We start from the raw sequence: 15,444 nt of genomic DNA, 5'->3' as shown, positions 1-15,444 counted from the left end.
TTCTGTATTTTTGCCTACCTATTGGCAAAAGATGAGAATAGTATACCTTATTATATTAGCAGGGCTTTTGTGGGCTTCGGGCTTGGCGGAAGGGTGTGCGCAACATCAGGTTGTGACGGGACGCCTTGTGCTTTTGGATGAGCAAGGAGCAGAAGAGGCATTGTCGTATGCCAATGTAACGGTGCTGGGGTTGCCTGATTCGTCGCTTGTGAAAGGCGCGTCTTCTGATAAGAACGGAATGTTCACTCTTGCCTTTCGTCGGAATCCGAAAACGGAATATGTATTGAAGGCTTCGTTTACGGGATGCGTGCCGTTGGTTATCGGCTTGAAGGCGGATGCCGATACCTTGAGGTTGGGAACGCTCCGGATGCGGGACGATGCGCTTCTTCTCTCGGAAGTGGTGGTCACGGCTCCCTTGAAAGCCGTCGAGCAGAAAGGGGACACTACCGTTTATAATGTAGATGCTTATCCTACGCCCGAAGGCTCTTATCTGGAGGCTTTGGTAAGGCGCATTCCGGGGCTATCGTATGACCCGAAAACGTTGGAAATGAAATTTAACGGGTATCCGATTCAGGAAATTACGGTGAACGGGAAGGATTTTTTCAAAGGGAATAAGGACGTCGTTCTGGAGAACCTGCCGGTGAAGTTCATCAGCCAGCTGAAAGTGTACGACAAGCCTACCGAGCAAGAAAAAAAGACCGGTATGAAATCGAACGAGAAGAACTACGTGCTCGACCTGAAAACCAAACGGGAGTTCAACGGGTCGTTATTGACTTATGCCGAAGCCGGATACGGAACCCATAAGCGGCGTGACTTGAACGGACGGGTGATGCGCTTTAAGGAAAGTGGGGATAACTTTATGGTAAACGCACGTTCGACCAACCGCAACTTCACTTCCGCTGATGAAGATAATATCCTGAACTCGGTCAATCTTAGCGCTTCGAAAAAGGTGAAGGAAGGTCTGGATGTGTCGGGTAATGTCAATTATAGCTATACCCGCAACGGAAGCCAGTCCGGAACGTATAACGAGCAATACCTGAGCAACGGGAACCAATACGCCTTGGCGGAAAGCGACCAGTCGGGAAAGAACCGGAACGTAAACGGACACTTGAATGTGAACTGGGAAATCAATAAGCGCACTTCTCTTGCCTTTTCCGCCATGGGAAGGTATGGCGATAGCCGAAGCCGGAGCGAGAGCCGTACCGCTACGTTCAATGCCCGTCCCGAGGCGGATACGAAAAATCCGTTTGCCCACATCGGCGAGGTGGATAAAGGGACGTGGATAAACGACAACCGCCAACAATCGTTGTCGCAAGGCGATAATGTGGATTACGATTTACGCTTGGAGCTTGTGCAAAAGATAGGGGAGAAGGATGACTTCTTGAGTTTTGACCTTAGTCACGGATACCGGAGAGGAACGCAACACGGCTATACGCTTTCTTCCATTGATTATTATCAGCTGCAGAATGCGGCGGGAGGCGATTCGCTCTATTATCAGAACCAGTACCGCCGTACGCCTCAAAGCTCGATGAACGATGAAGCGCGTATCGCTTATACGCATGCGTTCAACAAGCGGAACCGCCTCCAACTGTCCTATGGGGTGGAAAGGGAATACGAGAAGCTGGATGGGGCGACATTTGATTTGTCTCCCTTTGAGGCGGAACAGCCGGATTTGGGAGTCTTGCCCGAAGGGTACGAGGCGGGCGAGATAGACAGCCTCCGGACCCGAAGCCATAGCCGGACACTCAGGCATAATGTTTCACTCAGCTATAATTATACTTCCGAGACCTGGGGCGTGGTGGCAAGCGTGGGCATGAATCCCCAGCGGCGTTCCATCGAGCAGGCTACCGGAGAGCACCGTGCCGATACCGTGGCGCGTTCCGTAGAATGGCGTTCGCAACTAAGCCTTTCGTATCAGAATGAGGGAAGCTTTTGGGTGTTGAGCTATAGCGGGAATACGTCCCAGCCACGGCTGGAAGACATGGTGGCTCCGACCGATTACAGTTCGCCTTTGTACATCCGCCGGAGCAATCCGCACTTGCGTCCTTCGTACCGGCATTCGGTGCACACAATATTCAACAACTTCCAAAAGGGGATTTCGGTTTCGTTTTCGTGGAACCAGACATTTAATTCGGTGACCCGCTCTACCTTATATGATAAGGAGACGGGCGGGCGCGAAACGATGCCGGTCAACATCAACGGGAATTGGGGGATAATGGGAAACGGGTCTTACGACAAGCGTGTCAAGCAGTTCCATTTCACGCTGAGCGCTTCGGGGGGTTATGACCATAACGTAAGCCTGATTAATGAAGACGTTTCGCGGAACGTAAATAGCCGGAGCGTGACGGGAGCCACCTCGCTCAGCAGCAATATCCGCTTAGCATATCTTCCGGCATGGGGGAACATCGACCTGACGGGAGCATGGAGCTTTTACCAGTCGGAAAACTCGTTGCAAGGGCGGAATACCTATACACGGAACTATACGTGCGGCGTGGAAAGTTCGGTCAATCTCCCGTTGCATTTTACCGTGAGCACGGATGCGGACTATACGTTCCGAAGCGGTACGGGCATGAGCGGAGCGGAGGATAATGAATTGTTGTGGAACCTGAAAGTATCGTGGAAGTTCCTGAAAGAGAAGCGGGGAGAATTGTCGGTCTATTGGGCGGATATCCTGAGCCAGCGCAAGAGCTTTACGCGTTATGCCAGCGCTACGGCGTTCAGCGAGCGTTACGAGGAACAATTGCGGGGGTACGTGCTCTTCTCGTTCGCTTACCGGTTCGAGCAAATGAAGTGAATCCCTTTTGCTCAGGCTTACGCTTATGGGTAGTGGGACGTATGTGTTAACATCCTAATCCTTATGCCTTTGCGTGTCCAATAATAGTTTCATGCTGTTTTGTATAACTGAAACTAAAGTTTTAATGCACTGAAACTATAGTTTCTGCTATATAAAACTACAGTTTCAGTGCATTAAAACTCATAAACCAATGGGCTGCGTTTATTTTGTCAATGGCTCGTCTGTGTTTTTGGTCAAGGTCAGCACTTCCGTACCTGCCTCATCGAGCAGGGCTACGGCCTGTTCTTGATTCAGGCTGAAGCCGGTCACTTTGCCCAACGCTTCGAGTATCTGACGCTCGGTGTCCATGTCGGGGCATGCCATCATGGTGGATATCATTTGCGAGAACTTCAGTGAATTGGCTTTGCCTTCTTCTTGCGAGAATCCTCCGTTGATGATGTTGCATCCCGCATTGCCGTGAACCCGCTTTTGTGCAATATCAAATGCAATGAAGGGGGTCTTATCCATTTTGCCCACACGGACTCCATAGATGGCACTAATCACCCATTCTCCGGCTAAATCATTGAGGGTAATGACCGGCGTTTCCCGCTTTTCCAATGTCAGCACGGCTTTGCCTTCGGCATCGGTCATGTTGAGTCCGGTCTCTGTCTGTGCATAGCCTTTTACGGCATTCAATGCCTGCAACACCTTGTTCTCCGTATCCATGTCGGGGCACATCATACGGGTGGTGCCCACTTGCCCGAAGCTGATTTTGCCCGGTTGGAGCGAGTCAGCCTCGAATGTTCCCGTCATGCGGTTGCATCCGGCGTTCCCATACACTTTTTTCCCTTTCATGTCCAGTCCGATATAAGGCATATTAGCCGCCTGTACTTTTTCTCCGTTTACGGCTACAATATTCCATTCTCCCGTTAAGTCGATAGCTTGTGCAGCTTGTTTGCTGCTTCCGCATGCGGTCATCCATACGCCTGCGCTAAGGAAGAACGCTGCTTTCAACATTGTTTTCTTCATAAGTCTGCTTTGTTTTAAAAGTGTTTTCTGTTACAAAAATACGGATATACTCGGAATACTGCATGAAGTTTCGGAAAAATTTATATCTTTGCAGGGTGAACGGTAACGTTTACCGGGCATTAAATCTGAAAAATAAGAAATGAGTAAAGTATTGATTATCGGTGCAGGCGGTGTAGGTACCGTGGTTGCACACAAAGTGGCTCAACATCCCGAGGTGTTTACGGAAGTGATGATTGCCAGCCGTACCCAGTCGAAGTGCGATGCAATTGTAAAAGCAATCGGCAATCCCAACATCAAGACCGCTAAGGTAGATGCAGACAATGTAGACGAACTGGTGGCTTTATTCAATGGGTTTAAACCCGAAATCGTTATTAATGTGGCTCTTCCGTATCAGGACCTGACGATTATGGAAGCTTGTCTGAAAGCGGGCGTGAATTATCTGGACACGGCAAATTATGAGCCGAAAGACGTGGCTCACTTCGAATATAGCTGGCAATGGGCATATAAGAAACGTTTCGAGGATGCCGGGCTGACCGCTATCTTGGGTTGCGGCTTCGATCCGGGGGTAAGCGGCATATACACGGCATACGCAGCCAAGCATCATTTCGACGAAATCCAGTACTTGGATATCGTAGACTGCAATGCGGGCAACCATCATAAGGCTTTCGCAACCAACTTCAATCCCGAAATCAACATCCGCGAGATTACCCAGAACGGACGTTATTACGAGGACGGGAAGTGGATTACCACCAAGCCGCTGGAAATCCATAAGGATTTGACTTATCCCAATATCGGTCCGCGCGACTCGTATTTGCTTTATCACGAGGAACTGGAGTCGTTGGTGAAGAATTTCCCGACCATCAAGCGTGCCCGCTTCTGGATGACCTTCGGCCAGGAATACCTGACCCACCTGCGTGTGATTCAGGATATCGGCATGGCAAGCATCGAGCCGATTAATTATAACGGAATGGAAATCGTGCCGCTCCAGTTCTTGAAGGCAGTGCTGCCTAATCCGCAAGACCTGGGCGAGAATTACGAAGGCGAAACGTCTATCGGATGCCGCATCCGGGGTATCAAGGATGGTAAGGAGCGTACCTATTATGTATATAACAACTGCTCGCATCAGGAAGCCTACAAGGAAACCGGCATGCAAGGCGTAAGTTATACGACGGGTGTTCCGGCGATGATTGGCGCGATGATGTTCGTGAAAGGCTTGTGGAAGCGTCCGGGTGTATGGAACGTGGAAGAATTCGACCCCGATCCGTTTATGGACGAACTGAACAAGAACGGCTTGCCGTGGCATGAGGTATTCGACGGCGATTTGGAACTGTAATTCAGTGGATAATTAACAATGAATAATTAATAATTGCTAACGGGATTTGCTTCGTTGTTAGTTATTCATTGGGGATGTCACTATTCATTATTAACTATTCCTTATTAATTAAAGAAATGATTGTAGGCGACAAGGCTCCCGATTTATTGGGCGTGGACCAAAACGGGAAAGAAATACATTTGAGCGATTACAAAGGGCGTAAAGTGGTGCTTTATTTCTATCCGAAAGACATGACCTCGGGCTGCACCGCTCAGGCATGCAACTTGCGTGACAATTACGATGAACTGCGCAAGGCAGGTTATGAAGTGGTAGGTGTAAGCATTAACGACCAGAAGTCGCACCAGAAGTTTATTGAGAAAAACCAGCTTCCCTTTACGCTGATTGCTGATACGGAACATAAACTGACCGAGGAATTTGGCGCATGGGGTGAGAAGAGCATGTGCGGCCGCAAGTATATGGGCACGTTCCGTACGACATTTATTATTAACGAAGAAGGTGTCGTAGAGCGTGTCATCTCTCCGAAAGAGGTGAAGACAAAGGACCATGCGGCGCAGATATTAAAGTGAAATTTCAGTTTTTGAGTTTGTAAGTTCTTAAGTTTATTCGTTTGAAGCTTTTAATCTCAAGAACTAAAGAACTTACAAACTCAAAAACATACAAACTTACAGATAAGTATGGCAAAGAAAGATGAATTGGCATTTGAAGGAGGGATAGAAGGCGCTTCTTCAAAACCGAATAACAGCGAGAGGCTGAAAGCGCTTCAGGCTGCCATGGACAAGATAGAGAAGAGCTTTGGAAAAGGCTCGATTATGAAAATGGGTGACGACCATGTGGAAGAAGTGGAAGTCATCCCTACCGGCTCTATCGCCCTGAATGCGGCATTGGGAGTAGGAGGGTACCCCAAAGGACGTATCATTGAAATCTACGGGCCGGAATCTTCCGGTAAGACCACGTTGGCTATCCATGCCATTGCGGAAGCTCAGAAGCTGGGAGGCATTGCGGCATTTATCGATGCGGAACATGCGTTCGACCGTTTCTATGCGGCAAAGTTAGGGGTAGACATTGACAATCTGTGGATTTCTCAACCGGATAACGGCGAACAGGCATTGGAAATCGCCGAACAATTGATTCGCTCATCGGCTATCGATATTATCGTTATCGACTCGGTGGCTGCCCTTACTCCGAAGGCAGAGATTGAAGGTGATATGGGCGACAATAAAGTCGGACTGCAGGCACGCTTGATGTCGCAGGCTTTGCGCAAGCTGACTTCGGCTATCAGCAAGACCAATACCACGTGTATTTTCATCAACCAGTTGCGCGAGAAGATAGGCGTGATGTTTGGCAATCCCGAAACCACTACCGGAGGAAATGCCTTGAAGTTTTATGCTTCCGTACGTTTGGACATCCGCCGCATCTCCCAATTGAAAGACGGGGAAGATGTAATCGGAAACCAGGTGCGTGTGAAAGTGGTGAAGAACAAGGTCGCTCCTCCTTTCCGCAAGGCAGAGTTTGACATCATGTTCGGTGAAGGCATTTCGCGGAGCGGAGAAATCATCGACTTGGGTTCTGAACTGGGCATTATCAAGAAGAGCGGGTCGTGGTATAGTTATAACGATACCAAGTTGGGGCAAGGACGTGATGCCGCCAAGCAATGCATTCAGGATAATCCCGAACTTGCCGAAGAGCTGGAAGGGCTTATCTTTACGGCACTGAAAGATAAAGAATAAAAACATAATAATCAACATAATAAGGTGAGCCGTCTGTTCGGACGGAGACGGCTCACCTTTTCAATCTATCTAATTATGAATATGAAATTAACACATCTGCTTTTTACTCTTATCGCTTTTCTGGTAATGACATCAGGGAAAGCGCAGAAAGCTTCGGCTGATATTCCGTATCGTTTTGCCACAAGGGCAGAAGCTCAAATGCTTATTACCGATATTGATGCGTACACGAATGGCTGGAACCAGTTCGACCTCAATGTGCGTCTTCAGACACAAAACGGGCGGAAGTCTCAGTTATTAAAGTTGGCGATGGAATCCACGCTCAATTGGAGCGATGCGGATAAGGCGAAACTGAATAAGGCTTTCGCAAAAATAGAAACTGCCATAAAAAAGCAGAATTTGAAACTTCCGGTTCCGTCCGAAGTGATTCTGATGAAAACCTCCATGGCGGAAGAGGGAGGAGCCACCGCTTATACGCGAGAGAACTGGATTGCGGTGGGAGAAAAAGCTTTGGAAAAGGCTACGGAAGATGAGTTGGCACGATTGATGGCGCACGAACTTTTCCATGTCTTGACACGTGCGGATTTGGCATTCAAGAAGAAAACATACGAGACCATCGGATTTACCGTGCTCGACCGTCCGATTGCATTCCCGTCCGATTTGATGCAGAAATTGATTTCCAATCCCGACGTAAGCCGGCGGGATAGCTATGCTCCGTTTACCATTGAAGGGGAAAGCGTTAATTGTACGATGGTGACTTACACGGATGCTCCCTATGCCGAAGGTACGCTCTTCCAATATATAAAGGTGGGATTGGTTCCCTTGAATGAACAGTTCGTCCCTCTTCAGCAGAATGGAGCGACCGTCATTTATACATTGGAGCAGGCTTCGGACTTCCAAAGCCGGGTGGGGAAAAACACGGCCTATGTGATAGACCCCGAAGAGGTGTTGGCGGATAATTTTTCGTATGTATTGTTCAGTAAGGCTGATTTGCCCGACCCTCAGCTTGTAGAGAGTCTGAAAAAGGCGATGCAGTAACTACTTTTTCCGCGCACCTCCAGCCTTCCTCGTAAAGCGCCGTGAGCTTCTTGATGTCTTTTTCTATTCGGCTTACATGGACAGGTGCTTCGGGACGGATGACGATGATACGTCCTTCATCTTCGAGGCGTTCCACCATAGCCAATTGCTCATTGTATGCCCGGCAACGGATGCTCAGTACGGCACGCAAGCGGGGATAACGGGTATAGACAAAGCGGGGTACGCGGATATCTTTTTCCGATTTGCGGTATCCGCGGTTGCGTGTAAGTACCACTACATTCTTTTCGTATCCTTGGCTGATAGCCCGCTGTACAGGGATGGAGTCTACAATTCCTCCATCCAGCATGGGGCGTCCGTCTACCCAGGTGATGGGGCATACATAGGGGAGGCTGCTCGATGCCTTGGCGATAGCCAGCAGGCGTTCCTTGTCATGCTTTTCTTCCAGATAGCAGGCTCGTCCGGTCACGCAATTTGTAGTGACCATTTCAAAGCGTGCCGGATTGCGGAAATACGCATCATAGTCGAAAGGCAGTATCTTTTCGGGGAATTCTTTATAAAGCAGGTGCTGGTCGAGGATGCTATGTTGGAACCATAAGTACTTCAATCCGATATAATGATATTTCGCCAGCATGTCGATGTTGCTGAACTTTGCCCTTCCCTGCTGGTGCGACATATACGAAAGCCCGTTGCATGCTCCCGCTGAGACGCCGACTGCGTATGGAAATTCGATGCCTTTCTCCATAAAGTAATCGAGTACGCCGCAGGTGAATACTCCCCGCATGCCTCCGCCTTCTAATACCAATCCAGTCTGTTTCATTGTGATGTTTTTTTAAAAGTTGCCCAGTTGCTAACAAAGATATATTTTTTATGGATAGAAGCTATACACTTCTCGTTTAATTTTTCTATTTTTGCAACACTTAATACAAAGGTGTTACTAAAACTTCAACAATTATGTTCGATTCATCTGTATATAGCAATCGCCGCAAGGCGTTACGGGATAAGGTCGGCAATGGCGTTATCTTGATATTGGGTAATAATGAAGCGCCAGCCAATTATCCCGACAATACGTATAAGTTCCGTCAGGATAGTTCATTCTTGTATTTCTTCGGGCATGCGCATCCGGGTTTTGCCGGTATCCTTGACGTAGATGCCGGTGAGGATTATTTCTTCGGCGATGACGTGACCATGGACGATATCATTTGGATGGGACCTCAACCCAGCGTAAGGGAACTGGCTGCACAGGTAGGCGTGACTAAAAGCTTCCCCTTCGCTAAGTTAAAGGGCATGATAGGCAAAGCTATTTCGCAACGCCGCAAGATTCATTTCCTTCCTCCTTACCGTTACGATAATATGATGTTATTGGAAGAACTGACCGGCATCCGTGCTTCGCTCGTGAAGGAGCATAGTTCGTTGGAGTTGATTAAGGCGGTGGTGAGCTTGCGCTCGGTAAAAGAGCCGTGCGAGATAGCCGAGATAGACAAGGCTTGTAACATCGGATATGAAATGCATACCGCCGCGATGCGCCTCTGCAAGCCGGGTGTGAGCGAACAGTATATTGCCGGCGTATTGGATGGAATTGCGGCTTCGTATGGAAACATGGTGTCGTTTGCCACCATTTTGAGCCAGAACGGGCAAACCTTGCACAATCATGACCATAGTCAAATCTTGCAGGCAGGACGGCTGATGCTGACCGATGCGGGAGCTGAAAGCGTTACCAATTATTGTTCGGACCATACACGTACCATTCCGGTAGGAGGTAAGTTCACCAGCCGCCAGCGTGATGTATATAGCATCGTACTGGCATGTCACGACCGTGCGCTGGAATTGGCACGTCCCGGAGTGACGTATAAATCGGTCCATATTGAAACTTGTAAGGTGTTGGCGCAGGGATTGAAGGATTTGGGGCTGATGAAAGGCAATGTAGAGGATGCCGTAGAAGCAGGTGCGCACGCCCTGTTCATGCCTCACGGACTGGGTCACATGATGGGCATTGATGTGCACGATATGGAAGACTTGGGGCAATGTTACGTAGGTTATGACGAAGAAGTACGCCCGTCCGACCAGTTTGGCTTGGCTTCCTTGCGTATGGGGCGCCGCCTGCAAGAGGGGTTTGTCATCACCGATGAACCGGGCTGTTATTTCATTCCTGACCTGATAGACAAATGGCGTGCGGAGAAAATGCATGCTGATTTCCTGAATTTCGATGCAATAGACACATACAAGGACTTCGGGGGCATCCGTCTGGAAGACGATATTTTGATTATCCCCGGCGGTTCGCGCTTCACCGGTGAAAAGCATATCCCGATTACCGTTGAGGAAGTGGAAGAAATCATGAAGTAATTAACAAAAATCATGAAGTAATTAACAATTAATAATTAATAGATAATGGTGAATAGCGGAAGTCGAAAGCATCCGCCGTTATTAACTATTAATTATTAACAATTAACACCATAAATAATAATGAATAAACTTGTTGTAATCTTAGCTCTGGGCGTTTGCTTTGGAAATGTGTATGCGAAAGGCCCGAAAAAAGACAAGGCTTCTGAAGAAGGCTTTGTTTTTACTACCGTGAAAGAAAATCCGATTACGTCTGTCAAAGACCAGAACCAGTCGAGTACCTGTTGGGCATTCTCTACCCTCGGTTTTTTGGAAGCCGAACTGCTTCATGCGGGAAAAGGGGAGTTCGACCTCTCTGAAATGTTTGTCGTGCATCACACCATGCAAGACCGTGCGGTGAATTATGTACGCTATCATGGTGACGCTTCATTTGCTCCCGGGGGAAGCTTTGAGGATATCGTATATTGTTATGAGAACTATGGAATGGTGCCGCAAGAAGCTATGCCGGGCATCATGTATGGCGAAAAGCTTCCGGTGCATAACGAACTGGATGCCGTAGCCGAAGGATATGTGAACGCCATTGCCAAAGGCAAGTTGAGAAAGCTGACTCCGGTATGGAAGAACGGTGTGCGTGCCATCTATGACACCTATTTGGGTGAATGTCCGGAACAATTCACGTATAAAGGGAAAACATATACTCCGCGTACCTTTGCCGATGAGGCGTTGGGCTTGAATATGGACGACTATGTATCATTGACTTCGTTTACACACCATCCGTTCTATACTCAGTTCAGCATCGAGGTGCAAGATAACTGGCGCAATGCGCTTTCGTATAACTTGCCTATCGATGAGTTGATGGAGGTCATGGAGAATGCGATTAACACCGGCTATACCTTCGCATGGGGAGCCGATGTGAGCGAGCAGGGATTCACCCGCGATGGGGTTGCCGTATGTCCCGATGTAGAGAAAGGTGCCGAACTTACAGGGTCGGACATGGCACGTTGGTTGGGATTGAGCCAAGCCGACAAGCGCAAGGAATTGACTTCGAAACCGCTTCCGGAAATCAACGTGACCCAGGAGATGCGTCAAGTTGCTTTCGACAACTGGGAAACGACTGATGATCACGGCATGCTGATTTACGGCATCGCCAAAGACCAGAACGGCAAGGAGTATTTCATGGTGAAGAATTCATGGGGTACTGAAGGCAAGTATAAAGGCGTTTGGTATGCATCGAAAGCTTTCGCGGCATACAAGACGCTGAATATCTTGGTGAATAAGAAAGCCATTCCGGCTGATATCGCCAAGAAATTAGGATTGTAATAAAGTGGATTTCACCACAGAGGACACAGAGTACCACGGAGGAATAAAAATAAGCTCTATGTGCCTATGTGTCCTCTGTGGTGAAATGGAATGCAAATAAAAGTATAAAATCGCCTGGTTCTTGAAAATAATTCGGGAATCAGGCGATTTTTTCTTTCTTTTTTCCTAACTTTACGAGTTGAATGGTTCGGGCACTTTCCGTACGCTTGAAAACGCCCTGCTATATGGACTTGGAAAAAGAAAGAAAAAATATATAAATGAACTACAAATGGAACTATCAACCTCCTACACAAGAAGAACGGGAAGCAGCTAAAGCTTTGGCGAAAGAGATAGGAATCAGCCCTGTCCTATGCCGCTTGTTGCTGGAGCGGGGGATTACTTCCGCCGCAGAAGCCAAGCGTTTCTTCCGCCCGCAACTGAACGAACTGCACGACCCTTTCCTCATGAAAGACATGAGCAGAGCTGTGGAGCGTCTTAATAAGGCTATGGGACGGAAAGAGCGCATTATGGTGTATGGAGATTATGACGTGGACGGCACAACCGCCGTTGCGTTGGTGTATAAATTCCTTCAACAGTTCTATTCGAACATCGATTACTATATCCCTGACCGTTATAACGAGGGGTATGGCGTATCGAAGAAGGGAGTGGATTACGCATACGAGACGGGTGTGAAACTTGTCATTGTGTTGGATTGCGGCATTAAGGCGGTAGAGGAAATCGCGTATGCCAAAGAGAAAGGCATTGATTTTATTATCTGCGACCATCATGTGCCCGATGAGGTGTTGCCTCCTGCCGTGGCTATTCTGAACCCTAAACGGCATGATGCCTCCTACCCGTATAGCCATCTGTCGGGATGCGGGGTGGGATTCAAGTTCATGCAGGCTTTTGCCTTGAACAATGGCATCGAGTTCCAGCAATTGACCCCGCTTCTTGATTTGGTGGCGGTAAGCATTGCCTCGGACATCGTGCCCGTAATGGGCGAAAACAGGGTGCTGGCTTATCATGGGTTGAAGCAATTGAACACCAACCCCAGCATCGGGCTGAAGGCGATTATCGATGTATGCGGGCTTTCGGACAGAGAGCTTACCATGAGCGATATCATCTTTAAGATAGGGCCGCGCATCAATGCGTCGGGACGCATCCAGAACGGGAAAGAGGCTGTAGACCTTCTTATCGAGAAGGATTTTCCGCTCGCCTTGCAAAAAGCCCGTCAGATAAACCAGTATAACGAGACACGCAAGGACCTCGACAAGAACATGACCGAGGAAGCGAACAAGATTGTAGACCAATTGGCAAACCTTTCCCAGCGGCGCTCGATTGTGATTTATAATGAGGCTTGGCACAAGGGCGTAATCGGTATTGTGGCTTCCCGCCTTACTGAGATATACTATCGTCCGGCGGTGGTGTTGACTCGCACGAACGAACTTGCTACCGGCTCGGCACGTTCGGTGTCGGGATTCGATGTGTATAAAGCCATCGAGTATTGCCGCGACTTGTTGGAAAACTTCGGCGGGCATACGTATGCGGCAGGTCTTTCGATGAAGGTCGAGAATGTGCCTGAGTTTGCCCGGCGGTTTGAGGAATATGTCACCCGCCATATCTTGCCCGAACAGACAAGTGCCACGATTGATATTGATGCGCAATTGGATTTCAGGGACATTACGTCGAAGTTCTTTTTCGACCTGAAGAAGTTCAATCCTTTCGGACCGGAGAATCCCAAGCCCGTATTCTGTACGATGAATGTGTTTGATTATGGGACGAGCAAGGTGGTAGGGCGTGATCAGGAGCATATCAAGCTGGAATTGGTGGACAACAAGTCAAACAATGTGATGAACGGCATTGCTTTCGGGCAAAGCTCGCAAGCCCGTTTCATCAAGACCAAACAATCGTTCAACATCTGTTATACCATTGAGGAAAACACCCACAAGCGGGGAGACGTACAATTGCAGATAGAAGATATCAAGCCGAGCAGACAGGCATGACCGATTATAAAAGCATATTGAAGCAGTACTGGGGATATGAGGACTTCCGGGGCATACAGGAAGAAATCATTGCCAGTATCGGCAAGGGCGAGGACACATTGGGGCTGATGCCTACAGGGGGAGGGAAGTCCGTAACCTTCCAGGTGCCCGCCTTGGCGAAGCCGGGGTTGTGTCTGGTCATCACTCCGCTGATTGCCCTGATGAAAGACCAGGTGCAGCACTTGCGCGCACGGGGCATCAAAGCCGTAGCCGTTTATTCGGGCATGACGCGCGAAGAAATCATCGTGGCGTTGGAGAATTGCATCTTCGGCGATTATAAATTCCTTTATATCTCTCCCGAACGCCTTGATACCGAAGTGTTCCAAGCCAAGCTCCGGAGCATGAAAGTGAGCATGATTACGGTAGACGAATCGCATTGCATCTCACAATGGGGGTACGATTTCCGTCCGGCTTACCTCAAGATAGCCGATGTCCGCAAGCTGCTCCCCGGGGTTCCTGTGCTTGCCCTGACTGCTACCGCCACTCCCGAAGTGGTGAAAGACATCCAGCTTCGCCTCGCGTTCCGCCGGGAGAATGTGTTCCGCATGAGTTTCGAGCGGAAGAACCTTGCCTACATTGTCAGGCGTACCGAGGACAAGGCGGGCGAACTGATTCATATCTTGAGCCAAGTGGCAGGTTCTGCCATCGTATATACACGCAACCGGAAACGCACCAAAGAAGTGTCGCTTTTCCTGAACCAGCACGGCATCAGCGCTACGTTCTATCATGCCGGACTGGACAACGATACGAAAGACCAGCGCCAGAAAGGCTGGCAGGACGGTACGTTTCGTGTAATGGTAGCTACCAACGCCTTCGGTATGGGCATTGACAAGCCCGATGTGCGTCTGGTTATCCACATCGATTTCCCCGATTCGCCCGAAGCCTATTTTCAGGAAGCCGGACGTGCAGGGCGTGATGGACAGAAAGCATACGCCGTGCTTCTTTATGCACAGGCAGACAAGACCATCCTGAAGAAACGCATCGGCGATACCTTCCCCGAAAAAGACTATATCCGTCAGGTGTATGAACACATTAATTATTATTATCAGATGGCGATGGGCGACGGAAGGGGATGTACGTTCGCGTTCAACATCGACGAGTTTTGCCAGAATTTCAAGCATTTTCCCGTGAGGGTAGACAGTGCTTTGAAAATACTTACCCGTGCCGGTTATCTGGAATACACCGACGAACAAGACAATGCTTCCCGCCTGATTTTCACCCTGAGGCGCGATGAGTTGTACCGCATCAACGAAAACAATCCCGATACGGAGAGTTTGCTCCGCGTCATCTTGCGCTCTTATACGGGTGTGTTCAGCGATTATGCTTACATCAGCGAGGAAATCCTTGCCCGGCGGAGCGGACTTACCCGCCAGCAGGTGTACGACACGCTCATTCTCCTCACCAAACGGCACGTTCTCCATTATATACCGGGCAAGAAGACACCTTATATTATATATACGCGCGAGAGGCAGAACACCGTCGTGTTAAGCAAGGAGGTGTACGAAGACCGTAAGGACAGTTACGAGAAGCGCATTCATGCCATGTTGGACTATGCCGAGAGCGATGGCAAGTGCCGGAGCCGGATGCTCTTGCGCTATTTCGGAGAAAAGAACGGGCACAATTGCGGGCAATGCGACGTATGCCTTGAAAAACACGCTTCGGGATTGAGGAAAGGCGAATACGAAGATATCGCTCACGGCATTTTTTCTTTATTGGCGGAAGCTTCCCGGATACCTCAAGAAATAATCCATGCGCTTCCTTTTGAGGAGGAGAAAATCTTAAAGTCGCTGGCCTATCTGCTGGCAGAAGAACAGATAATTCAGAAAGAGGGCAGGCTGTACCGGCATGAATGAACAATTTGGCAACATC

Annotated in this window: 11 protein-coding genes; 9 read left to right on the top strand and 2 right to left on the bottom strand. The window is 48.9% G+C overall.

The window, feature by feature from the left end:
* The first annotated feature begins 31 nt into the window (after positions 1 to 31).
* Positions 32 to 2,794: an outer membrane beta-barrel protein gene (locus BACSA_RS07840; protein WP_013617573.1), complete on the top strand. Its 2,763-nt coding sequence runs from the start codon at positions 32 to 34 to the stop codon at positions 2,792 to 2,794.
* A gap of 201 nt (positions 2,795 to 2,995) precedes the next feature.
* Here the strand turns inward: BACSA_RS07840 and BACSA_RS07835 are convergent, their stop codons facing one another.
* Complete coding sequence (locus tag BACSA_RS07835) at positions 2,996 to 3,802, bottom strand: META domain-containing protein (protein ID WP_013617572.1); 807 nt, start codon at positions 3,800 to 3,802, stop codon at positions 2,996 to 2,998.
* 139 nt (positions 3,803 to 3,941) lie between these two features.
* Here BACSA_RS07835 and BACSA_RS07830 point away from each other — a divergent pair, with 139 nt between their 5' ends.
* The 4 genes from BACSA_RS07830 (at position 3,942) to BACSA_RS07815 (ending at position 7,897) form a co-directional block, all read left to right on the top strand.
* Positions 3,942 to 5,135, top strand: coding sequence for a saccharopine dehydrogenase family protein (locus BACSA_RS07830; protein WP_013617571.1), 1,194 nt, complete (start codon positions 3,942 to 3,944; stop codon positions 5,133 to 5,135).
* Between the two features lie 116 nt (positions 5,136 to 5,251).
* Positions 5,252 to 5,701, top strand: coding sequence for a thioredoxin-dependent thiol peroxidase (gene bcp, locus BACSA_RS07825; protein WP_013617570.1), 450 nt, complete (start codon positions 5,252 to 5,254; stop codon positions 5,699 to 5,701).
* Between the two features lie 108 nt (positions 5,702 to 5,809).
* A complete protein-coding gene (gene recA, locus BACSA_RS07820; RefSeq protein WP_013617569.1) occupies positions 5,810 to 6,862 on the top strand; it encodes a recombinase RecA in 1,053 nt (350 codons plus the stop codon).
* 75 nt (positions 6,863 to 6,937) lie between these two features.
* Positions 6,938 to 7,897 (top strand): eCIS core domain-containing protein, encoded by a 960-nt coding sequence (locus BACSA_RS07815; RefSeq protein WP_245546592.1) that lies wholly within the window; start codon positions 6,938 to 6,940, stop codon positions 7,895 to 7,897.
* Here the strand turns inward: BACSA_RS07815 and BACSA_RS07810 are convergent.
* On the bottom strand, positions 7,836 to 8,714 hold the full coding sequence (locus BACSA_RS07810; RefSeq protein ID WP_013617567.1) for a patatin-like phospholipase family protein: 879 nt from the start codon (positions 8,712 to 8,714) through the stop codon (positions 7,836 to 7,838). The genes BACSA_RS07815 and BACSA_RS07810 overlap by 62 nt on opposite strands.
* A gap of 134 nt (positions 8,715 to 8,848) precedes the next feature.
* Between BACSA_RS07810 and BACSA_RS07805 the strand changes: the two genes are divergently transcribed.
* The 4 genes from BACSA_RS07805 to BACSA_RS07790 all read left to right on the top strand — a co-directional run bounded on the left by BACSA_RS07805 (position 8,849) and on the right by BACSA_RS07790 (position 15,428).
* Positions 8,849 to 10,237, top strand: coding sequence for an aminopeptidase P family protein (locus tag BACSA_RS07805; RefSeq protein WP_013617566.1), 1,389 nt, complete (start codon positions 8,849 to 8,851; stop codon positions 10,235 to 10,237).
* A 120-nt stretch (positions 10,238 to 10,357) separates the two neighbouring features.
* Positions 10,358 to 11,554 carry a C1 family peptidase gene (locus tag BACSA_RS07800; RefSeq protein ID WP_013617565.1) on the top strand — a complete coding sequence of 399 codons (1,197 nt, stop codon included), beginning with the start codon at positions 10,358 to 10,360 and terminating at the stop codon, positions 11,552 to 11,554.
* A 257-nt stretch (positions 11,555 to 11,811) separates the two neighbouring features.
* Positions 11,812 to 13,536: a single-stranded-DNA-specific exonuclease RecJ gene (gene recJ / locus BACSA_RS07795; protein ID WP_013617564.1), complete on the top strand. Its 1,725-nt coding sequence runs from the start codon at positions 11,812 to 11,814 to the stop codon at positions 13,534 to 13,536.
* Positions 13,533 to 15,428 (top strand): RecQ family ATP-dependent DNA helicase, encoded by a 1,896-nt coding sequence (locus BACSA_RS07790; protein ID WP_013617563.1) that lies wholly within the window; start codon positions 13,533 to 13,535, stop codon positions 15,426 to 15,428. The genes recJ and BACSA_RS07790 overlap by 4 nt, the downstream gene beginning before the upstream one ends.
* Positions 15,429 to 15,444 lie beyond the last annotated feature (16 nt).

The organism is Phocaeicola salanitronis DSM 18170, from assembly GCF_000190575.1.
GTDB classification, from domain to species: domain Bacteria; phylum Bacteroidota; class Bacteroidia; order Bacteroidales; family Bacteroidaceae; genus Phocaeicola; species Phocaeicola salanitronis.
The sequence above is the reverse complement of the archived record's forward strand: the minus strand, read 5'-3'. Positions and strand labels throughout refer to the sequence as shown.